Below are 20,878 nucleotides of genomic sequence, written 5' to 3'. Positions count from 1 at the left end.
ATACGCGCCCGCCTCTCGGCTTCAGGGCGCGCCGTCGTTGTTGGTTGCCGCATCCGCCGCCGGCGCTGCGCCATTGTCTGCATCGTGCAGCCGCACCGTATGGACCTCGATCGGCCCCGATGAGCTTTTGTCGAACTCCACGCCCGCATCGACGCCGATGCGCGCGATCTCGCCCGCATCCAGGTCGGGCCGGTCATACACCGCGTGCATCGCGCCCAGCGCGTAGTTGCGGCCCGAGCCGATGCCCCAGAAACGGTCGAACGAAAACACCTCGCGATACGAATAGACGCCGAAGATGCCGGCCGGATTGGCGATCAGGCATACGATCTGCGACGACTCGTAGGGATCGTCCTCGTCTTCCTTGGTGTTGACGAAGTACTCCGTCTTCAGCTTCTCGTGCACCTTCAGGAAGGTGCGGAACACGTCGTCGCGCGAGTCCAGCCGGCACTCCTCGCCCAGGCCCGCCAGCAGCGTGCGCATGACCGGGAAGTGCGCGGTCGTCCCGGCCAGCGCGATAAAGCCGTCGCCGACCGGAAAGACCTTCTGGTTGCGCTCATACGCGCGCGACAGCCGCGTATCGCCGAAGGTGACCAGCGCGTCCGCCGCGATCGCCACCTCGGCGCCCTTCTTGACGACAACACAGGTAGTCATGGCTCGCTCCTCTGAATCAACTCAGGTGGCTGGCCTTTCGCACACCGGCAAAGCCGGTGTGCGTCGCGGCTGCTTTTTACAGCAGGATGCGGCGGAAGTCGGCCAGCAGTTGCGCGAAGTACGTGTTGAAGCGCGCAGCCTCGGCGCCGTCGATGACGCGGTGGTCCCACGACAGCGACAGCGGCAGCGTCAGGCGCGGCGCGAACTGCTTGCCGTCCCACACCGGCTTCTGGAACGACTTGCACACGCCCATGATGGCCACTTCCGGCGCGTTGATGATCGGCGTGAAGTACGTGCCGCCCAGGCCGCCCAGCGACGAGATCGAGAAGCAGCCGCCCTGCATCTGGTCCGGCTTGAGCTTGCCGTCGCGCGCCAGCTTGGCCAGCTCGCTCATTTCCTGGCTGATCTCCAGCACGCCCTTCTTGTCGGCGTCCTTGATCACCGGCACGACCAGGCCATTCGGGGTGTCGGCGGCGAAACCGATGTTGAAGTACTTCTTCAGCACCAGGTTGTCGCCGTCGAGCGAGGCATTGAAGTTCGGGAACTTCTTCAGCGCCGCGACCGTGGCCTTGATCATGAAGGCCAGCATGGTGACCTTGATGCCGGACTTCTCGTTTTCCTTGTTCAGCTGCACGCGGAAGGCTTCCAGCTCGGTGATGTCCGCTTCGTCATGGTTGGTGACGTGCGGGATCATGACCCAGTTGCGGTGCAGGTTGGCGCCGGAAATCTTCTTGATGCGAGACAGGGCCTTGCTTTCCACCTCGCCGAAGCGGGTGAAATCGACCTTCGGCCACGGCAGCAGGCCGAGCTCGCCACCGCCGCCGCCAGCCGCGGCAGCCTGGGCCGGCGCGGCGGCCTGGCCGGTCATCACGCCCTTGACGTAGTTCTGCACGTCCTGCTGCGTGATGCGGCCCTTGGGGCCGGTGCCGGCCACGCGCGACACGTCGACGCCCAGCTCGCGTGCGAACTTGCGCACCGACGGGCTGGCGTGGGCGGCCTTGCCGCTTACGCCAGCGACGGCCGGCGCGGCGGCAGCCGCTGCTGCCGGAGCCGGGGCCGCCGCGGGCGCGGGTGCCGGGGCGGGCGCGCTGGCAGCGGCCGGTGCCGGAGCCGCCGCGGCAGCCGGAGCCGGTGCCGCGGCGGCGCCTTCCAGGATCAGCAGCAGCGTACCTTCGGACACGTTGTCGCCAACCTTGACCTTGACTTCCTTGACCACGCCGCCCTGTGGCGACGGCACGTCCATGGTTGCCTTGTCGGATTCCAGCGTCACCAGCGCGTCTTCGGCGTTGATGGTGTCGCCCGGCTTGACGTGGACTTCGATGACCGGCACGGCGTCGTAGTCGCCGATATCGGGTACCTTGACTTCGATGGCGCCGCCACCGCTCGCGGCAGGGGCTGCCGCGGGAGCCGCTGCCGGCGCGGCAGCGGGTGCGGGCGCTGCGGCGGCCGGCGCCGGAGCAGGCGCAGCGGCCCCGGCGGGCGGTGCCGCGGAGGCCTCGTTGGCCGCTTCCAGCATAACCAGCACGGAGCCTTCGGACACGTTGTCGCCCACCTTGATGCGGACGTCCTTGACCACGCCGGCCTGCGGCGAGGGCACGTCCATGGTGGCCTTGTCCGATTCCAGCGTCACCAGCGCGTCTTCCGCGTTGATGCTGTCGCCGGGTTTCACATGCACTTCGATGACGGGAACGGCGTCATAGTCGCCGATATCCGGCACCTTGATTTCAATTGCTTGACTCATTCAGTGTCTCCTGGGCAGGCCGGCGCGCACGACATCCGCAAGCGGCGAGATTACCTTCGCCGCCCGCTTCTGTCACGCCGCCATGCCGCAAGGCGCCAGCCGGCGGTTTGCCGGGGCGCCCGCGGCACGGCGTCGCCGTACTGCGGGGGTGGGTGCAGGCTGCCGGATCAGACCGACATCGGGTTGGGCTTGCTCGGGTCGAGGTTGTACTTCTTGATGGCCTCGGCCACCTTGTCGCGGCTGATGGCGCCCTCGTCGGCCAGCGCCTTGAGCGCGGCCAGCGTGACCCAGTGGCGGTCCACTTCAAAGAAGTGGCGCAGCTTCTCGCGGGTATCCGAGCGGCCGAAGCCGTCGGTGCCCAGCACCACGTAGCGGCGCGGCACGAACGGGCGGATCTGCTCGGCGAAGGCGCGCACGTAGTCGGTCGATGCAATCACCGGGCCGCGGACCGACTTCAGCTTCTGCGTGACAAAGGCTTCGCGCTGGGCTTCGGCCGGGTGCAGCAGGTTGAAGCGCTCGGCGGCCTGGCCTTCGCGGGCCAGCTCGGTGAAGCTCGGGCAGCTCCACAGGTCGGACTCGACGCCCCAGTCCTTCTTCAGCAGCTCGGCGGCGGCAACCACCTCGCGGAAGATCGTGCCGGAGCCCAGCAGCTGCACGCGCGGCGCGTTGCTGTTCTCGACGCCCTTGCGGAACTGGTACATGCCCTTGACGATGTCCTGCTCTACGCCAGCCGGCATTTCCGGATGCTCGTAGTTCTCGTTCATCACCGTCAGGTAGTAGTAGACGTCTTCCTGCTCGGCGTACATGCGGCGCAGGCCGTCCTGCATGATCACCGCCAGTTCGTACTGGTAGGTCGGGTCGTACGAGATGCAGTTCGGGATCGCGGCGTGGAACACGTGCGAGTGGCCGTCTTCATGCTGCAGGCCCTCGCCGTTCAGCGTGGTGCGGCCGGCGGTGCCGCCCAGCAGGAAGCCGCGCGAGCGCATGTCGGCAGCGGCCCAGCACAGGTCGCCGATACGCTGGATGCCGAACATCGAGTAGTAGATGTAGAAGGGGATCATCTGCACGCCGTGCGTCGAGTACGACGTGGCGGCGGCGATCCAGTCGCACATGGCGCCGGCTTCGTTGATGCCTTCCTGCAGCACCTGGCCAGTCTGCGATTCCTTGTAGAACATCAGCTGGTCATGGTCTTCCGGCACATACTTCTGGCCTTCCTGGTTCCAGATGCCGACCTGGCGGAACAGGCCTTCCATGCCGAAGGTGCGCGACTCGTCCGGGACGATGGGCACCACGTGCTTGCCGATCTGCTTGTCTTTCAGCAGGGTGTTCAGGATACGCACGAAGGCCATGGTGGTGGACACTTCGCGGCCTTCGCCGGTGGCCTTCAGCAGCGCCTCGAACGCGGACAGCTGCGGGACCGGCAGCGCTTCGGCCTTCTGGCGGCGGGCCGGCAGGTAGCCGCCCAGGTTCAGGCGCGCCTGGCGCATGTATTCCAGTTCCTTCGAACCTTCCGGGAAGGTGATGTACGGCACATCTTCCAGCTGGTCGTCGGCAACGGGGAGATTGAACTGGTCGCGGAACTTGCGGATCGCGTCCACCGGCATCTTCTTCTGCTGGTGGGCCACGTTCATGGCCTGGCCGGCGTCGCCCATGCCATAGCCCTTGATGGTCTTGGCCAGGATCAGCGTGGGCTGGCCCTTGTGCTCGCTGGCGGCCTTGTAGGCGGCGTAGATCTTGTGCGGATCGTGGCCGCCGCGGTTCAGGCGCCAGATATCGTCGTCGGACCAGTCGGCCACCATCGCCTTCAGCTCAGGCGTGTTGAAGAAGTGCTCGCGGACGTAGGCGCCGTCCTTGGCCTTCATGGTCTGGTATTCGCCGTCGACGCATTCCATCATGCGCTTCATCAGCAGGCCCTTGGTGTCGCGCGCCAGCAGCGAATCCCACTTGCTGCCCCACACCACCTTGATCACGTTCCAGCCGGCACCGCGGAATTCGGATTCCAGTTCCTGGATGATCTTGCCGTTGCCGCGCACCGGACCGTCCAGGCGCTGCAGGTTGCAGTTGATGACGAAGACCAGGTTGTCGAGCTTCTCGCGGCCGGCCATGCCGATCGCGCCCAGCGATTCCGGCTCGTCGGTCTCGCCGTCGCCCAGGAAGGCCCAGACCTTGCGGTCGCCGGCCTTGGCCAGGCCGCGGCTGTCCAGGTACTTCATGAAGCGGGCCTGGTAGATGGCCATGATCGGGCCCAGGCCCATCGACACCGTCGGGAACTGCCAGAAGTCCGGCATCAGCCACGGGTGCGGGTAGGACGAGATGCCGTGGCCGTCGACTTCCTGGCGGAAGTTGTCGAGCTGGTCCTGGCTCAGGCGGCCCAGCAGGAAGGCGCGCGAGTACACGCCCGGTGCCGAGTGGCCCTGCACGAAGACCAGGTCGCCACCGCTCTGTTCCGAGGGGGCGCGCCAGAAATGGTTGTAGCCCACGTCATACAGCGTGGCCGCCGAGGCAAACGAGGAGATATGGCCGCCGACGTTGGTGTGCTTGTTGGCGCGCAGCACCATCGCCATGGCGTTCCAGCGGGTGTACGAGCGGATGCGGTGCTCGATGTCCTGGTCGCCGGGGATGCGGGCCTGCTGCTCCACCGGGATGGTGTTGATGTACTGCGTCTCGGCGTGGAACGGCTGGGTCACGCCGTTCACGCGTGCGTACTCGATCTGCTTGTCGATCAGGAACGCGGCGCGTGCCGGGCCCTCGGCGGCGAGGACGCCCTGCAGGGCATCCAGCCATTCATGGGTTTCCTGGGGATCGGCGTCGTTGGCGCTGGATGCGCCGAGAATCTGCTCTGGTACGGCGGACATGACTGTCTCCTGGGTGAATTCGTGCTTCCGTGCCTGCGCTTCCGGCGCCGGCTTTGGGGGCTCTACGGGTTGACTCGCACCGTTGCGGGTTCGGCGCTGCCGCGCCTTGCATCGGGGCCGCCGCCGGGGAACCTGTTCCGGCTCCTCCGCGCGGCAGGCGCATGGCTACCGCCCGCATTCTTGGGTCGAACCGATTCTATGGAAGCCCATTGGGCAACACAAGTGAAATTTTCAAATTGCGATATCGTTTTTTACGATGTGGAATAATGACGCAATGCACCAAGATCCACGCCACGACGCGCATGGCGCCAGCCGCAAGGGCGCCCGCGCGGACAGCGGCGGCCGGGATTTCATTGGCGCTTTCCCCAAGCGACGCACCGCAATAATCTCGGTACACTGAACGGTCAGCCGTCAATCCCTCCCATGCCGTTCCTCGATCGCTACCTCTCCCGCCTGCGTGCAGCCATGCTTTCTCCCGATGCTTCGGGCACAGCCAAGGCCGCCGGGGGCGACACCGGCCACAACCCGCCTCCGGCGACGGGGCTCGGTCCGATCGACACCCTCGACCCCGACGACGGCGCGCCGGTGGCGGCCCCGCGCGGCCTGTGGTGGCTGCGCTGGCGCAATCTCGTCGCCACCAGCTGGTTCATGTTCATCCCGCTGGTCGCGATCGTGCTGTTCACGGTGGCAATGGGCGTGATCCTGTGGTCGCTGCACGAGACCGAGCGCCAGCAGCAACGCGATGCGCTGTACCGCGACGCCGCCTGGGCGCAACAGCGCGTACGCCTGTCGCTGCTCAGCAACCAGGACCAGCTGGCCTCGCTGGCGCGCGACATCGCCGCCGCGCAACTGGAGCAAGGCGCCTACCGTACCGCCGCCCAGGAAATCCTGCGCGAGAACTCCGAGATCGTCTTTATCAACTGGCTCGACGCCACCAAGCGCGGCCGCTGGTCGCTGCCGTCGACGTCCGAGTTCGCGGTGCGCCTGCGCGAAAACCAGGACCAGCCGCTCGAGCCCGAAGTGCTGGACACCTTCGATGCCGCGCGCGAAACCCAGCGCGTGGTCTACTCGCGCCCGCTGGTCAACGACCGCGGCGACAGCTTCATGCTGATGCAAGTGCCGATCGTGCGCGACAACGAGTTCCTCGGCACGCTCGGCGCGCTGTACTCGATCAACGGCATCCTGACGCACCTGCTACCGCCGGAGCTGACCGAGCGCTACCGCTTCTCGCTGATCGATAAGAACAACCAGACCCGCGCCAGCACCTCGCTGCGTCCAGTGCCCGGCAACGCGCTGTCGTATGAAGTGCTGCTGGATCCGCCCGGCCACTCGCTGTCGCTGCGCGCCGACGCCTACCCGCCGCCGTCGAACCTGCCCAACAACATGCTGCTGTGGCTGGTGGTGGGCCTGTCCTGCTTCCTGCTGTGGAGCCTGTGGAGCATGTGGCGCCATACCAGCCGCCGCTCCGAGGCGCAGCGCGCGCTGCTGGCCGAGACCTCGTTCCGGCGCGCGATGGAAAACTCGATGCTGATCGGCCTGCGCGCGCTCGATCTGAACGGCCGCATCACCTACGTCAACCCCGCCTTCTGCCGCATGACCGGATGGCAGGAGAACGACCTGGTCGGCCGCCTGCCGCCCTTCCCCTACTGGCCGCCGAACGACCAGCAGGAGATGCAGAAGCAGATCGACCTGACGCTGCAGGGCAAGTCGCCCGCCGGCGGCTATGAGATGCGCACGATGCGCCGCGACGGCAGCAGCTTCTACGCGCGCATGTATGTGTCGCCGCTGGTCGACAGCCGCGGCCGCCATACCGGCTGGATGAGTTCGATGACCGACATCACCGAGCCCAAGCGCGCGCGCGAGGAACTGGCCGCCGCGCATGACCGCTTCACCACAGTGCTGGAGAGCCTGGACGCCGCGGTGTCGGTGCTCGCCACCGACAAGGCCGAGCTGCTGTTCGCCAACCGCTATTACCGCCAGCTGTTCGGCTGGGAGGCCGAGGGCCACCTCAAGCTCGCCGGCGACGATCTCGACAAGGAACAGGTCTCGAGCGACAACACCGATTACGTCGACGCCTACGCCGGCCTGCCCGCTTCCGAGCTGATGCCCTATGCGTCGGACGCGCGCGAGGTGTTCGTGCCCGACATGCAGAAATGGTTCGAAGTGCGCCGCCGCTATATCCAGTGGGTGGACGGCCACCTGGCGCAGATGCAGATCGCCACCGACATCACCGTGCGCAAGGCCGCCGAGGAAATGGCGCGCCAGCATGAGGAACGCCTGCAGTTCACCAGCCGCCTGACCACCATGGGCGAGATGGCGTCGTCGCTGGCGCACGAGCTGAACCAGCCGCTGGCCGCCATCAACAACTACTGCATGGGCGCGGTGGCGCGGCTGCATTCGGGCCGCAGCACGCCGGAAGACCTGATCCCGGTGCTGGAGAAAACCTCCGCGCAGGCCGTGCGCGCGGGCACCATCATCAGCCGCATCCGCGGCTTCGTGAAGCGCAGCCAGCCGCAGCGCCGCGAAGCGGCGCTGCACGATATCGTCGCCGATGCCGTGGGCCTGGCCGACCTGGAGGCGACCCGCCGCCGCGTCACTATCCTGACCCGGCTGCCGGCGCCGCCGATGACCATCTATGTCGACCCGGTGCTGATCGAGCAGGTGTTGGTGAACCTGCTCAAGAACGCGGTCGAAGCCATGGCCGGCCTGCCGGCGCTGCGCGCCGGCGGCGTGGTGCGCCTGCACGCGCGCGTGGAGCCGGGCGAGTTCGGCGACAACGTCCATATCGATGTCATCGACCAGGGTCCGGGCGTCGACGAAGCGACCAAGGAACGGCTGTTCGAGCCCTTCTTCAGCACCAAGTCCGACGGCATGGGCATGGGGCTGAACATCTGCCGCTCGATCATCGAGTCGCACCAGGGCCGGCTGTGGGTGGAGAACAATGTCGACGGCATTGGCTGCACCTTCAAGATCATGCTGCCGCTGCATCCGGTGATGGCCGAACAATAATCCCCGCATTCGACCGCTGTCCGATTCGTTCCGGACGCCCCCGGCAGGCCGGCGCGGACTCCCTACGCATGTGGGGGATCCGTCTCGCCACAGAGGCCCCGGGGCGGTTACACTTCGCAGCAATGAATTGTTGTCCCGAGGAGACTACATGACCGCAACGCCAAACCCCACGCCCCACCGCGGCGAGACCGTGTTCATCGTCGACGACGATGAAGCCATGCGCGACTCGCTGACCTGGCTGCTGGAGGGCAATGGCTACCAGGTTCGCAGCTTTACCAGCGCCGAGCAGTTCCTCGCCGCCTACGACGCCAGCCAGGTGTCCTGCCTGATCCTCGACGTGCGCATGCCCGGCATGAGCGGCCCGGAACTGCAGGAGCGGATGATCGCCGAGAACATCAATATCCCGATCGTCTTTATCACCGGCCATGGCGACGTGCCGATGGCGGTATCGACCATGAAGCGCGGCGCCATCGATTTCATCGAGAAGCCGTTCGACGAATCCGAACTGCGCGCGCTGGTCGAGCGCATGCTGCAGAAGGCCCGCACCGACCACTCGGCCGCGCGCGAGCAGCGCGCCGCCAAGGACCTGCTGGGCAAGCTGACCACGCGCGAGCAGCAGGTGCTGGAGCGCATCGTGGCAGGCCGCCTGAACAAGCAGATCGCCGATGACCTGGGCATTTCCATCAAGACGGTGGAGGCGCACCGCGCCAACATCATGGAAAAGCTCAACGTCAACACGGTCGCCGACCTGCTGCGCCTGGCCCTGTCGCGCAACAGCTGACCTGCGGCGCCGGCTGGCCTCCTCAAGCCCTCCTGGCCAGCCTTTCCGGGCGCCACTGCCGGCGCCCCGGTCTCAATTCTTCAGGTAATCTTCGTCCCGGAACGTGACCACCCATTGTGGCCGGTAGACCACAAAGACGGCCACCAGCAGCCCGGTCAGGAACGCCTCGCCAAACGCCAGGATCAGCGTAGCCGCCAGCGTATCGGCCACGGTGAACGGCAGCCCCGGCGCCATCACGTGCCGCCACGCCGCCTGCGCGGCACTCGCGCCCAGCGCGGCCAGCCCCGCGGTGAAATAGCCGTGCCCCAGGATAAAGATGAACGGATGGCGCGGCAGCCAGCGCCGCATCAGCGCCTGCAGTCCGGCCGAAAGCAGCGCCGGCACCAGCGCCAGCCAGGTATAGCGCACCCATAGCGAAGGCCAGTCGAACAGCGCCCAGCTGTGGCCGGCCAGGTATTCGAGCCCGAACAGCGACACCAGGTCCACCACGAACAGCGACAGCAGCGCCAGCGGCAGCCCGAACAGCGTCACCATCAGCGTGGCGCCCAGCAACTGGATCACCAGCCCGCCGACCAGCGTGGCGCGCACCGTCCACAGCAGCGCCACCAGCACCATCGCCCCCAGCCAGGCGTGCTGCAGCGAATTGCGCCGCAGCAGGCGCCACGGCCGGCGGCTCAGCGCCCACAGCAGTCCGGCGAGGGACACGACAACGAGCAGCGGATCTGACAGCAGGGACGGGAGCGCGGTGTGCATGCGGCCGATGCTACCAGTCCCTTACCCCTACAACCCTTGCATCCGGTCAAGCTGCGCGCGCCAGCCCGCACTGACCCTTTATAATTCGCCTTTGATCCGCATGCCCGCATGACGGGCGCACGCCACCCGCGGCCGAAGCCATCTGCCGGATCCGCCCAAATTCGCACAAACCCGCCCAAACCGGTCTTTTCCTCCATGTCTGCCCAACTGATCGACGGCAACGCCCTTGCCAAACAAATCCGCTCCGAAGCCGCCCAGCGCGCCGCCAGCCTGACCGAGCGCGGTCACCGCCCCGGCCTCGCCGTGATCCTGGTCGGCGAGGACCCGGCCAGCCAGGTCTACGTGCGCAACAAGGTCAAGGCTTGCCAGGACAACGGCTTCCACTCCTCGCTGGACCGTTACCCGGCCGACCTGTCCGAGGCGGAATTGCTGGCCCGCATCGACGCGCTCAACCAGGACCCGAGCATCCACGGCATCCTGGTGCAGCTGCCGCTGCCCAAGCACATCGACAGCCACAAGGTGCTGGAAGCGATCGCCCCCGAAAAGGACGTCGACGGCTTCCACGTCGCCAACGCCGGGGCGCTGATGACCGGCGCCCCGCTGTTCCGCCCGTGCACGCCGTATGGCTGCATGAAGATGCTGGATTCGATCCAGTACCCGCTGCGCGGCGCGCGTGCCGTGGTGGTCGGGGCCTCCAATATCGTCGGCAAGCCTATGGCGATGCTGCTGCTGCAGGCCGGTGCCACCGTCACCATCTGCAACAGCAAGACGCGCGATATCGGCGCCCATACCCGCGACGCTGACGTGATCGTCGCCGCGGTCGGCAAGCGCAACCTGATCACCGCCGACATGGTCAAGCCGGGCGCCGTCGTGATCGACGTGGGCATGAACCGCGACGACAACGGCAAGCTGTGCGGCGACGTGGACTTCGCGGGTGTGCGCGAGGTGGCCGGCTACGTCACGCCGGTGCCTGGCGGCGTCGGCCCGATGACCATCACCATGCTGCTGGTCAACACGCTGGAAGCCGCGGAACGCGCCGCGGGCTGAAGCGCGCGCGCGTTCGGCGTACATTCGACCTACAGTACGCCACACGGGGTGCTGGAAATGCCCGCACCCCGCCCCCATCTGCGGGGCATCGACCTTTGAGGCCAGCCAACCGAGAACACGCCATGGACCAAGCCGCACAAGCCACCCCGGCCAACAATCCGCTGCTGGACTTTTCCGACCTGCCCCGCTTCGCCGAGATCCGGCCCGAGCACATCAGCCCGGCGCTGGACGTGCTGCTCGAAAATGCGCAGCAGGCGGTCGCCCGCGCCGAGGATCCGGCCACGCCGGCCGACTGGGCCAACGCCGTGCAGGCGCTGGAAGCCGCCACCGAGCCGCTGGGCCGCGCCTGGGGCGTGGTCAGCCACCTGAGCGCGGTCGCCGACACGCCGGAACTGCGCAAGGCACACGCCGACAACCTGCCGCGCATGACCGAGTTCTGGTCGTCGCTCGGCCAGAGCCTGGCGCTGTATGAAAAGTACAAGGCGCTGGCCGCCAGCCCCGAGTTCGCCGGCATGAGCGCGGCCCGCCACCAGCTGATCGAGAACGAGCTGCGCGGCTTCCGCCTGGGCGGCGCCGAGCTGCCCGAAGACCGGAAACCGCGCTTCGCCGAGATCCAGGAGCAGCAGGCGCAGCTGTCCAAGGCCTTCTCCGACCATGTGCTGGACGCCACCAACACCTACGCGCTGATCGTCGAGGACGAGGCACGCCTGGCCGGCCTGCCCGACGATGCGCGGGAAGCCGCCCGCCACGCCGCTGAGAAAGACGGCAAGGCCGGCTGGAAATTCACGCTGCACTTCCCCTCGTACTTCCCGGTGCTGCAGTACGCCGACGACCGCGCGCTGCGCCAGACGTTGTACGAGGCCAATGTCACGCGCGCCTCGGAACTGGGCGCGCAATACGGCCAGGGCCAGGGCGAGTGGGACAACACCGCCAACATGCGCGACCAGCTGGCGCTGCGCCGCGAAGAAGCGCAGATGCTCGGCTACCAGTGCTACGGTGAAGTCTCGCTGGTACCTAAGATGGCCGAGTCGCCGGCCGAAGTGCTGAAGTTCCTCGACGAGCTGGCCATCAAGGCAAGGCCCTACGCCGAGAAGGACTGGGCCGAGCTGAAGGCCTTCGCCGCCGCCGAACTCGGCCTGTCCGACCTGCAGCCGTGGGACGTGGCCTATGCCTCGGAAAAGCTGCGCCAGCAGCGCTATGCGTTCTCCGAGCACGAGGTCAAGCAGTACTTCCCGGAACCCAAGGTGCTGGAAGGCCTGTTCGGCGTGGTGCAGAAGCTGTTCTCGGTGCGCATCGAGGCCGAGCCGGCGCAGACCTGGCACAAGGACGTGCGCTTCTTCCGCGTGACCACTGCGGACGGCACGCTGCTGGCCCAGTTCTACATCGACCTGTACGCGCGCGAAGGCAAGCGCGGCGGCGCCTGGATGGACGACGCGCGCGGCCGCAAGGTGCTCGAGCAAGGCGGCGTGCAGACGCCGGTTGCATACCTGACCTGCAACTTTTCCGCGCCGGTGGGCAACAAGCCCGCGCTGTTCACGCACGACGAAGTGATCACGCTGTTCCATGAGTTCGGCCATGGCCTGCACCACATGCTGACGCAGGTGGGCGAGCTGGGCGTGTCCGGCATCAACGGCGTGGAATGGGATGCGGTGGAACTGCCGTCGCAGTTCATGGAAAACTTTTGCTGGGAATACGAAGTGCTGACCGGCATGACGCAGCACGTCGACACCGGCGCGCCGCTGCCGCGCGCATTGTTCGACCGCATGCTGGCCGCCAAGAACTTCCAGAACGGCATGATGACGCTGCGCCAGATCGTGTTCTCGTCGTTCGACATGCACCTGCATACGGACTTCGACCCGGCCGGCGCCGCCTCGGTGCTGGAGCTCTCGCGCCAGATCAATGACCGCGTGCACGTGGTGCCGCAGCATCCGCTGTCGCGCTGGCCGAACACCTTCAGCCATATCTTTGCCGGCGGCTACGCGGCGGGCTACTACAGCTACAAGTGGGCGGAGGTGCTGTCGGCCGACGTCTATGCGGCGTTCGAGGAAGCGGCACAGCTGTCGGGCACCGTGCTCGACAGCGAGACCGGCGCGCGCTACCAGCGCGAGATCCTGTCGGTGGGCGGCAGCCGCCCGGCGATGGAATCCTTCGTCGCCTTCCGCGGCCGCGCGCCGCAGATCGATGCGCTGCTGCGCCACGGCGGGATGGCGGCATGAGCGCGGTTGCACTACCCGCCACCGGTCCGCTGCGGATCGCGAGCTGGAACGTCAATTCGCTGAAGGTGCGCCTGCCGCAGGTGCTGCAATGGCTGGCCGAGCAGGACCAGGCCGGCGCGCCGATCGACGCGCTGTGCCTGCAGGAACTGAAGCTGCCGGACGACAAGTACCCGCTGGCCGAACTGGAGAATGCGGGCTTCCACAGCATCTACACCGGCCAGAAAACGTACAACGGCGTGGCCATTCTCGCGCGCGACGCCAGCATGCCCGGGCCGGTCGACGTAGTGCGCAATATTCCCGGCTTCGAGGATGCGCAGCAGCGCGTGATCGCCGCCACCTACGGCGACCTGCGCCTGGTCTGCGCCTACTTCCCCAACGGCCAGTCGCCCGAGTCGGAGAAGTTCACGTACAAGCTCAAGTGGCTGGAAGCGATGACGGCGTGGCTGCGCGACGAAATGCAGCGCCATCCGCGCCTGGCGCTGCTGGGCGACTTCAATATCGCGCCCGAAGACCGTGACGTGCACGATCCGGCCAAGTGGGTCGGCCAGAACCTCGTGTCGCCGCCGGAGCGCGCCGCCTTTGCCGCACTGGTGGAACTGGGCCTGGCCGATGCCTTCCGCAGGTTCGAGCAGCCGGAGAAAAGCTTCTCCTGGTGGGACTACCGCATGCTGGCGTTCCGCCGCAATGCCGGGCTGCGCATCGACCATATCCTGCTGTCGCCGGAGCTGGTCGAGCAATGCTCCGCCTGCGTGATCGACCGCGTGCCGCGCACCTGGGAACAGCCCTCGGATCACACTCCGGTGGTCGCCACGCTGCACTGCGGCTGAGGCCCGCCACGGGCTGCGGCCGCCACGGCATGCGCCGCCAGTCCACGCATTCACGCAAGCCCGGGCATGCCCGGCTCGCCCCGAGGCGGCCTGCCCGCTACACTGACGGCATGAACCCCGCATGAACCCCTGAACGCGGCAAGACCGCGGACAGGGGCGCCGAGGCCTGTTCCCATGTCCGTATCCACGCAAGGCTCATTCCTGCATCGCATGTTCCCGTGGCGCCAGCGCGTCGACCGCGCCACGCTGCGCGCCGACCTGGTCGCCGGCCTGCTCGGCGCGGTGCTGGTGCTGCCGCAGGGCGTGGCCTTCGCCACGCTGGCCGGACTGCCGCCGCAGTACGGCATCTACAGCGCGGTGGTGCCCTGCATCGTCGCGGCGCTGTTCGGTTCGAGCTGGCATGTGATGTCGGGGCCGACCAATGCCAATTCGCTGGCGTTGTTCGCCATGCTGAGCCCGCTCGCGTTCGCCGGCAGCCCCGCGTATATCGGGCTGGCGCTGGCGGTGACCATCGTGGTCGGCGTGATGCAGCTCGCGGTCGGCACGCTGCGGCTCGGTTCTCTCGCCAACTTTATCTCGCCGTCGGTGCTGCTCGGCTTTACCTGCGGCGCGGCGACGCTGATCGGGTTGTACGCGCTGAAGGATGTGTTCGGACTGCAGGTGCCGACCGGCACCAGTGCCTTCGGCGTGCTGCGCCACCTGGCCGAGCATGCCGAGACCATCAACTGGTCCGCAGCGGCAGTCGCCGCCGTGACGCTGGCGGTGACGCTGCTGTGCAAGCGGCTGTGGCGCAAGCTGCCGTTCATGCTGCTGGGGCTGCTCGCCGGCTATGGCGTGGCGCTGCTGCTGAACCAGGCCGGCGCCTTCGCCCAGCATGTGAACGTGGTCGGGCCGATCCCTTCGGCGCTGCCGCATTTCCATGTGCCCGACGTCGACTGGCGCAAGCTGCCCGACCTGCTCGGCATCGCCTCGGCGCTGACCATCGTCGCGCTGGGCCAGTCGATCTCGATCGCCAAGGCGGTGGCGCTGCGCTCCGGGCAGCATATCGACGCCAACCGCGAATTCATCGGCCAGGGCCTGTCCAATATCGCCGGCGGCTTTTTCTCCGGCTATATCTCGTGCGGCTCGCTCAACCGCTCGATGCCCAACTTTGAAGCCGGGGCGCGCACACCGCTGGCCAGCGTGTTCTCGGCGTTGTGGCTGGTGGCGCTGGTTGCGCTCAGCGCGCCGCTGCTGGCGCAGATCCCGATGGCGGCGATCGGCGCCATGCTGCTGCTGGTGGCGTGGGGACTGCTCGATCTCGCCCGGCTGCGGCGCATCTTCACGCTCAGCCGTACCGAGTTCGCGATTGCCATCGGCACCTTCGCCGCGACGCTGGTGATCCGGCTCGAAATGGCGGTGCTGCTCGGCACCGTGCTGTCGCTGGTGGCCTACCTGTACCGCACCTCGAGGCCTGCAGTGCGCAGCCTGGTGCCGGATGCCGACGACCCGGGCCGGCGCTTCACGCCGCTGGACGAACTGCACCGCCCGCAGCCGGAATGCCCGCAACTCAAATTGCTGCGCATGGAAGGCGCGATCTACTTCGGCGCCGTCCAGTACGTGACCGACCGCCTGCACTGGCTGCGTGAGGTCAATGCCGGCCAGACGCACTTGCTGGCGATGACCAAGAGCATGAATTTCATCGACCTGGCCGGCGCGGAAATGTGGGAAAACGAGCTGGCCGAGCGCCGCGCGATGGGCGGCGATCTCTACTTCCACCGCCCGCGCACGCAGGTGCTGCAGACGTGGGAGCAGACCGGCTTCAGCAACAAGCTGGGGCCGGACCATATTTTCCCGACCAAGCGGCAGGCGCTGCACACGATCATCGGCAAGCTGTCGCCCGAGATCTGCGCGCAGTGCCGCGCCAGGATCTTTGAAGAATGCGCGTCGCGGCCGGGGGCATCAGGGCACGACGCCGTCGATGCCGATGCGGCCAGCGCACCGCGGCCGCAGGCATGCGCCACCGCGGCGGCACGCTGACGCGTCGCGCACAAGATGCCGTCAGCAAGAAAAAGCCTGCCGAGGACAGCGTTAGACGACCGGAAATTGAAACAGCGGGGAAGACGTTGGTGCCTGCGCCGGCGTTGCGGGGCCGGGTACGCAAGGCCGGACGGCCCTACGCGGTGATGCCTGATGGTGGATGGGCGCCCGCGGCATGCCGACGTCTGGCCGGGGCATCCATCCTCATCAGATCGGCGCCACGTGGGCGCGCTTGACGACGATTGGCTGGGGCGCGCCCTGCTCGATCAGCACCACGGCGGCGCGTTCGATGGTTTCGCGTCCGGCACGGAATGCCTCTTCCAGCGACAGCACCTGGTCGGCGCTGAAGCCTTCCCACAGTGCTTCGCGTGTCACTACGCAAGTCACTTTCTCGCCATTGACGATCGCCTGGAAGAGCAAGCCTTCATTATTGATGTCGTAGCGTTCTTGCTCTTGGAATTTGATATCCATCGGTGCAGCCCTCCATATGCAAGTGGAGAAGAATCCTAACATGGCTCCGACCATATCGTGCGGATCCGCCTTGTGCGATTGCGCTCAATCCGATGACCGGCAAGGCTGGCGTTCGGTTCCGTTCACCTGATCGTCACTGGCATCGGCATGCGCGAAAGGCGTTGCACACGGTTGTTTGCAAACTGTTGACAGCGCCGGAAATCATGCTAGAATCTCGTTCTTCGTTGGGGCGTTAGCTCAGTTGGTAGAGCAGCGGACTCTTAATCCGTAGGTCGAGTGTTCGAGTCACTCACGCCCCACCAGCGAATACAGAAAGGCCGGAAGCAGCGATGCTTCCGGCCTTTTGCTTTTTCCGCTGCTGCTTTCCGTTCCGGGTTTTCTCGAAAATGCCGCAGGCAGTGCACGCCTGCGGCAGTTCACCTCCCCGCGCTCACGCGCCGACGCTGGCGCGCTCGAACAGCGTGTGCGCCAGTGCGCGATGCCGCGTCAGCACGTTGGGCAGGTCCGCCGTCAGCAGCACGCCGTCGCGCACCACTTCGCGCCCGTTGATCACGCTCGCCGCGACATTGGCCGGGGTGCAGAACACCAGCGACGCAACCAGGTCGTGGCCGCCGCCGGCGAAGCCCACCCCCGACATATCGAAGGCAACAAAGTCCGCCGACATGCCCGGCGCGAGCGCGCCGATATCGTCGCGGTTGAGCACGCGTGCGCCGCCCAGCGTGGCGATCTCCAGCGCCTCGCGCGCGCTCATCGCGGCCGGGCCGTAGCCGACACGCTGCAGCAGCATGGCCTGGCGCGCTTCACCCAGCATGTGCGCGCCGTCGTTCGACGCGCTGCCGTCGACACCCAGCCCGACCGGCACGCCCGCATCGCGCATCGCCCGCACCGGCGCGATGCCGGATGCCAGCCGCATGTTCGAGCACGGGCAATGCGCCACGCCGGTGCCGGTACGCGCGAACAGCGCAATGCCTTCGTCGTCGAGCTTCACGCAGTGCGCATGCCAGACATCGTGACCGACCCAGCCCAGGTCTTCGGCATACTGCGCCGGCGTCAGGCCGAATTTCTCGCGCGAGTATGCGATGTCGTTGTCATTCTCGGCCAGGTGGGTGTGCAGCGACACGCCATAGTGGCGCGCCATCACGGCCGACTCGCGCATCAGGTCGCGCGACACCGAGAACGGCGAGCAAGGCGCCAGCACCACGCGCAGCATCGCGTGGCGCGCGCTGTCGTGGTACTGCTCGACCAGCCGCTGGCTGTCGCGCAGGATCGCGGCTTCATCTTCGACCACCACGTCGGGCGGCAGGCCGCCCTTGCTGCGGCCCACGCTCATCGAGCCGCGCGCGGCGTGGAAGCGCATGCCCATCTCCTGCGCGGCGGCGATCGAATCGTCCAGGCGCGAGCCGTTGGGAAACAGGTAGAGGTGATCGCTGGTGGTGGTGCAGCCGGACAGCATCAGCTCGGCCATCGCGGTCCTGGTCGACACGGCAATCATTTCCGGCGTCAGGTGCGACCACAGCATGTACAGGTTGGTCAGCCACGAGAACAGCTCGGCATCCTGCGCGGCGGGCACGGCGCGCGTCAGGCTCTGGTACATGTGGTGGTGCGTGTTGACCAGGCCCGGTGTCACCACGCGGCCGCGCATATCGAGCACCTGCGCGCTGCCATCGTCGACCATGCGGCGGTATTGCGGCGGCAGCCCGGCGGTCGGACCGACCCATTGCACCGCCGGGCCTTCGGCGACCAGCGCGCCGTCGCGGATCTCGCGGCGCTGCGCGTCCATGGTGACGAGTACGTCGGCGTTCAGGGCAATCAGGGTCATGGCGGCATTCCTTAGGTTCTCGGGGACAGATGCCGCCAGTCTAAGGCGAAGGCGTGCTCGCGCCTAAGCATTGAATTCCGAGCACTGTGTCCACAAAAAGTGGACATCCACCCTACCCCGCCTAGCGGGCCTGGGCGAACAACGTGGCCAGTGCATCGCCGATGCGTTCGGCCATCAGCTCCGCGGCCGCGCTGAGGGTGCCGCGGGCACGCGCCACCAGCGTTAGCGTCTGCCCCTGCAGGTGGCGGTCGCGCAGCGGCACGTACACCAGCGCCTGCCGCGCGCGCTCTTCCATCACGTCGAGCGGGTTCAGCAGCGCCACGCCAGTGCCCAGCATGACCAGCTGGCGGATCAGCACGGTCGAGGTCGATTCCGCCACCGGCGAAACTTCGATGGCATTGCGCGAGAAGGCCGCGTCCAGCAGGGCGCGGATCGATAGCGACGGCGCCGGCAGGATCAGCGGATAGCCGACGCATTCGCTCAGCAGCACGGACGGCTGCGCCGCCAGCGCATGGCCCGGCGGCACCACCGCGCCGATCTGCCAGTCGCTGCTGGCCAGCGTGCGAAAGGCGGGCAGCTCCGGCAGATCGTAGCCAAGCCCGAGATCGGCATCGCCTTGCTCGACCGCCGCGACGATATCGGCAACCGGCAGGTCATTCACCCGCACCACGATGCCCGGATAGCGCTGGCGGAAGTCATGCACCAGCGACGGCATCAGCGAGCCGGCCAGTCCCGCGGTGACCGCCACGGTGACCTCGCCGCGGCGAGCGCCCTTGAATTCCTCGATACGTTCGCGCAGCGCGTCATGCTCGCGCAGCGTCTGGCGGACGTGGGCCAGCACCATCTCGCCCAGCGGCGTCAGGCGCAGCCGCTTGTTGATGCGCTCGAACAGCGGCGCGCCCAGCTCGGCTTCCAGGTCAAGGATCTGCCGGTTCACGGCCGTCGGCGCCACGTGCAGGTGCTCGGCCGCCTTGCGGATCGAACCGCGGCGGACAACCTCGTCGAGATAGCGCAGGACTCTGGCGTGCATGGGCTGGCCGTGTCAGGGTGTATCGGGGGGTGCCGAATTGTAGCGGCGGGCGCGAGCCCCGCGGCCGTCCCCTTCGCGGAAAATGGCGAAAGGGTATTGCGCAGTATCCGATACCTTGCTACAATCTTTTTCTTCGTTGGGGCGTTAGCTCAGTTGGTAGAGCAGCGGACTCTTAATCCGTAGGTCGAGTGTTCGAGTCACTCACGCCCCACCAGCGAATTCAGGAAAAGCCGGAAGCTTGCTTCCGGCTTTTTTCATTTCCGCCTTCGTTTCCGTTCTCATTCCCGCTCGCCCTTCCCTCGCTCCCCTCTCCTGCGCAAGCCGCTGCCAGGCAGCACGGCACGACCGCCGTTTTCTTGATACGCGGGTTGTCACCAATTCCTTTCCACGCGCTTTCCCGGTTGAATCGCTTCCGCGCACGTTGTGGAACTTGGTTCCGTATCGCGGAACCGCAACGCGCAGGCCGCTGCCGCACCCCGGCGCGGCCGGGTCAGCCGGCGCGGGAAGACTGACGGCGCGGGGCGCACGATGGTGGCGCCCGATAGAAACGCCTGCAGCCCGCCTGGCAAGCAATCAGTGAAAGAAGAACGGAGGCATCCTTGAAAGCAGTCAACAATGCAGGCGCAGCCGCCTGCCTCGCAGCCATCGGCCTGGCCTGTGCCGGCTTTGCCCAGGCGCAGTCCTACCCCACCAAGCCGATCCGCCTGATCGTCCCGTTCGCGGCCGGCGGCACCACCGATATCGTCGCGCGCGCGGTCTCCGACGGCCTGGGCCGCGAGCTGGGCCAGCCGGTGGTGGTGGAAAACCGCGGCGGCGGCGGTGGCGCGATCGGCGCCGACGCGCTGGCCAAGTCCGCGCCGGATGGCTACACCCTGGGCATCGCCACGGTCAGTACCATGGCGACCAACCCAGCCACCAATCCCAAGAATCCGTACGACCCGCTCAAGGATTTCGCGCCGATTACCAACCTGGTCAACGTGCCCAACGTGCTGACGGTGAACCCGAAGGTGCCGGCCAAGACGCTGAAGGAATTCGTCGCACTGCTGAAGGCCAACCCGGGCAAGTACAGCTACGCGTCCGCCGGCAAGGGCAGCATCTCGCATCTGGATGGCGAGCTGTTCAAGGACATCACCAAGACCGACATGGTCCATATCCCCTACCGCGGATCGGGCCCGGCGCTGAACGACACGCTGGCCGGCCAGGTCAACGCGCAGTTTGACAACCTGCCGTCGTCGATGCCGCATATCCAGGCCGGCAAGCTGCGTGCGCTGGCAGTGGCGGCACCCAAGCGCGTCGAGGGCCTGCCCGATGTGCCGACCTTTGCCGAAGCCGGCATGAAGGACATGAACAACATGGCCTGGTATGGCCTGGTCGCCCCGACCGGCACGCCCGCTGCCATCATCACGCGCGTGCACGATGCCGCGGTCAAGGCACTGCAGGACCCGAACGTCAAGCGCCGCCTGGCTGAAAGCGGCGCCTACACCGACGGCAACACCTCGGCCCAGTACGCCGCGCAGATCAAGCGCGAACTGGACCTGCGCAAGAAGATTGCGCATGACCAGAACATCACGCTGGAATAACCGGCCTTTGTGTCAAAGAGGACATCGAACGGCTGCCACATGGCAGCCGTTTTTTCGTCTGGACGCCACAAAACGTGCC

The 20,878-nt window shown here is 66.9% G+C and carries 14 protein-coding genes and 2 tRNA genes; 9 read left to right on the top strand and 7 right to left on the bottom strand.

Annotated elements, in window-relative coordinates; genetic code table 11:
• Positions 1-21 precede the first annotated feature (21 nt).
• The 3 genes from AC5WJ1_RS05980 to aceE all read right to left on the bottom strand — a co-directional run bounded on the left by AC5WJ1_RS05980 (position 22) and on the right by aceE (position 5,247).
• Positions 22-651 (bottom strand): Ntn hydrolase family protein, encoded by a 630-nt coding sequence (locus tag AC5WJ1_RS05980; RefSeq protein WP_133096797.1) that lies wholly within the window; start codon positions 649-651, stop codon positions 22-24.
• Positions 652-727: 76 nt separating this feature from the next.
• Positions 728-2,392: a dihydrolipoyllysine-residue acetyltransferase gene (gene aceF, locus AC5WJ1_RS05975; RefSeq protein ID WP_494476408.1), complete on the bottom strand. Its 1,665-nt coding sequence runs from the start codon at positions 2,390-2,392 to the stop codon at positions 728-730.
• A gap of 167 nt (positions 2,393-2,559) precedes the next feature.
• Positions 2,560-5,247, bottom strand: a complete 2,688-nt coding sequence (gene aceE, locus AC5WJ1_RS05970) for a pyruvate dehydrogenase (acetyl-transferring), homodimeric type (protein WP_135705000.1) — start codon at positions 5,245-5,247, stop codon at positions 2,560-2,562.
• Between the two features lie 423 nt (positions 5,248-5,670).
• Between aceE and AC5WJ1_RS05965 the strand changes: the two genes are divergently transcribed.
• Together AC5WJ1_RS05965 and AC5WJ1_RS05960 are read left to right on the top strand one after the other, a co-directional pair.
• Entirely contained in the window at positions 5,671-8,256 is a 2,586-nt protein-coding gene (locus AC5WJ1_RS05965) for a PAS domain-containing sensor histidine kinase (protein WP_135704999.1), read from the top strand.
• A gap of 148 nt (positions 8,257-8,404) precedes the next feature.
• The gene (locus AC5WJ1_RS05960) at positions 8,405-9,037 is read left to right on the top strand and encodes a response regulator transcription factor (RefSeq protein ID WP_029047707.1); all 633 of its coding nucleotides are present in this window, start codon (positions 8,405-8,407) and stop codon (positions 9,035-9,037) included.
• Between the two features lie 72 nt (positions 9,038-9,109).
• Here the strand turns inward: AC5WJ1_RS05960 and AC5WJ1_RS05955 are convergent, their stop codons facing one another.
• Positions 9,110-9,790, bottom strand: a complete 681-nt coding sequence (locus AC5WJ1_RS05955; RefSeq protein WP_133097426.1) for a hypothetical protein — start codon at positions 9,788-9,790, stop codon at positions 9,110-9,112.
• 195 nt (positions 9,791-9,985) lie between these two features.
• Here AC5WJ1_RS05955 and folD point away from each other — a divergent pair, with 195 nt between their 5' ends.
• The 4 genes from folD (at position 9,986) to AC5WJ1_RS05935 (ending at position 15,899) form a co-directional block, all read left to right on the top strand.
• Positions 9,986-10,837: a bifunctional methylenetetrahydrofolate dehydrogenase/methenyltetrahydrofolate cyclohydrolase FolD gene (gene folD / locus AC5WJ1_RS05950; protein WP_133097427.1), complete on the top strand. Its 852-nt coding sequence runs from the start codon at positions 9,986-9,988 to the stop codon at positions 10,835-10,837.
• A 122-nt stretch (positions 10,838-10,959) separates the two neighbouring features.
• Positions 10,960-13,053, top strand: a complete 2,094-nt coding sequence (locus AC5WJ1_RS05945) for a M3 family metallopeptidase (RefSeq protein ID WP_434032917.1) — start codon at positions 10,960-10,962, stop codon at positions 13,051-13,053.
• Entirely contained in the window at positions 13,050-13,880 is an 831-nt protein-coding gene (xth, locus tag AC5WJ1_RS05940; RefSeq protein ID WP_494476407.1) for an exodeoxyribonuclease III, read from the top strand. Before AC5WJ1_RS05945 ends, xth begins: the two co-directional genes overlap by 4 nt.
• A gap of 174 nt (positions 13,881-14,054) precedes the next feature.
• A complete protein-coding gene (locus tag AC5WJ1_RS05935) occupies positions 14,055-15,899 on the top strand; it encodes a SulP family inorganic anion transporter (protein WP_371704846.1) in 1,845 nt (614 codons plus the stop codon).
• A 207-nt stretch (positions 15,900-16,106) separates the two neighbouring features.
• Here AC5WJ1_RS05935 and AC5WJ1_RS05930 read toward each other — a convergent pair whose 3' ends face one another.
• Positions 16,107-16,370 carry a DUF1488 family protein gene (locus AC5WJ1_RS05930; RefSeq protein WP_029047712.1) on the bottom strand — a complete coding sequence of 88 codons (264 nt, stop codon included), beginning with the start codon at positions 16,368-16,370 and terminating at the stop codon, positions 16,107-16,109.
• Positions 16,371-16,596: 226 nt separating this feature from the next.
• On the opposite strand from AC5WJ1_RS05930, the gene AC5WJ1_RS05925 reads away from it, so the two are divergent.
• Positions 16,597-16,672 (top strand) — tRNA-Lys (locus tag AC5WJ1_RS05925).
• Positions 16,673-16,800: 128 nt separating this feature from the next.
• Here AC5WJ1_RS05925 and AC5WJ1_RS05920 read toward each other — a convergent pair.
• Positions 16,801-18,189: an 8-oxoguanine deaminase gene (locus AC5WJ1_RS05920; protein WP_195429546.1), complete on the bottom strand. Its 1,389-nt coding sequence runs from the start codon at positions 18,187-18,189 to the stop codon at positions 16,801-16,803.
• A 121-nt stretch (positions 18,190-18,310) separates the two neighbouring features.
• Entirely contained in the window at positions 18,311-19,219 is a 909-nt protein-coding gene (locus AC5WJ1_RS05915) for a LysR family transcriptional regulator (protein ID WP_133097430.1), read from the bottom strand.
• A 138-nt stretch (positions 19,220-19,357) separates the two neighbouring features.
• On the opposite strand from AC5WJ1_RS05915, the gene AC5WJ1_RS05910 reads away from it, so the two are divergent.
• Positions 19,358-19,433, top strand: a tRNA-Lys gene (locus AC5WJ1_RS05910).
• Between the two features lie 385 nt (positions 19,434-19,818).
• Positions 19,819-20,799 carry a tripartite tricarboxylate transporter substrate binding protein BugE gene (locus AC5WJ1_RS05905; RefSeq protein ID WP_135704996.1) on the top strand — a complete coding sequence of 327 codons (981 nt, stop codon included), beginning with the start codon at positions 19,819-19,821 and terminating at the stop codon, positions 20,797-20,799.
• Positions 20,800-20,878 lie beyond the last annotated feature (79 nt).

The sequence above is a fragment of the Cupriavidus sp. MEYA8 genome, assembly GCF_059278825.1.
This window is presented reverse-complemented; position numbering and strand designations above follow the sequence as displayed.

Excerpts from the sequence above, each read along its gene's own strand:
- AC5WJ1_RS05965 (WP_135704999.1), top strand. The coding sequence starts at position 5,671 with ATGCCGTTCCTCGATCGCTACCTCTCCCGCCTGCGTGCAGCCATGCTT.
- AC5WJ1_RS05930 (WP_029047712.1), bottom strand. The coding sequence starts at position 16,370 with ATGGATATCAAATTCCAAGAGCAAGAACGCTACGACATCAATAATGAA.
- folD (WP_133097427.1), top strand. The coding sequence starts at position 9,986 with ATGTCTGCCCAACTGATCGACGGCAACGCCCTTGCCAAACAAATCCGC.
- AC5WJ1_RS05955 (WP_133097426.1), bottom strand. The coding sequence starts at position 9,790 with ATGCACACCGCGCTCCCGTCCCTGCTGTCAGATCCGCTGCTCGTTGTC.
- xth (WP_494476407.1), top strand. The coding sequence starts at position 13,050 with ATGAGCGCGGTTGCACTACCCGCCACCGGTCCGCTGCGGATCGCGAGC.
- AC5WJ1_RS05915 (WP_133097430.1), bottom strand. The coding sequence starts at position 19,219 with ATGCACGCCAGAGTCCTGCGCTATCTCGACGAGGTTGTCCGCCGCGGT.
- aceF (WP_494476408.1), bottom strand. The coding sequence starts at position 2,392 with ATGAGTCAAGCAATTGAAATCAAGGTGCCGGATATCGGCGACTATGAC.
- aceE (WP_135705000.1), bottom strand. The coding sequence starts at position 5,247 with ATGTCCGCCGTACCAGAGCAGATTCTCGGCGCATCCAGCGCCAACGAC.
- AC5WJ1_RS05945 (WP_434032917.1), top strand. The coding sequence starts at position 10,960 with ATGGACCAAGCCGCACAAGCCACCCCGGCCAACAATCCGCTGCTGGAC.
- AC5WJ1_RS05960 (WP_029047707.1), top strand. The coding sequence starts at position 8,405 with ATGACCGCAACGCCAAACCCCACGCCCCACCGCGGCGAGACCGTGTTC.
- AC5WJ1_RS05935 (WP_371704846.1), top strand. The coding sequence starts at position 14,055 with ATGTCCGTATCCACGCAAGGCTCATTCCTGCATCGCATGTTCCCGTGG.
- AC5WJ1_RS05980 (WP_133096797.1), bottom strand. The coding sequence starts at position 651 with ATGACTACCTGTGTTGTCGTCAAGAAGGGCGCCGAGGTGGCGATCGCG.
- AC5WJ1_RS05920 (WP_195429546.1), bottom strand. The coding sequence starts at position 18,189 with ATGACCCTGATTGCCCTGAACGCCGACGTACTCGTCACCATGGACGCG.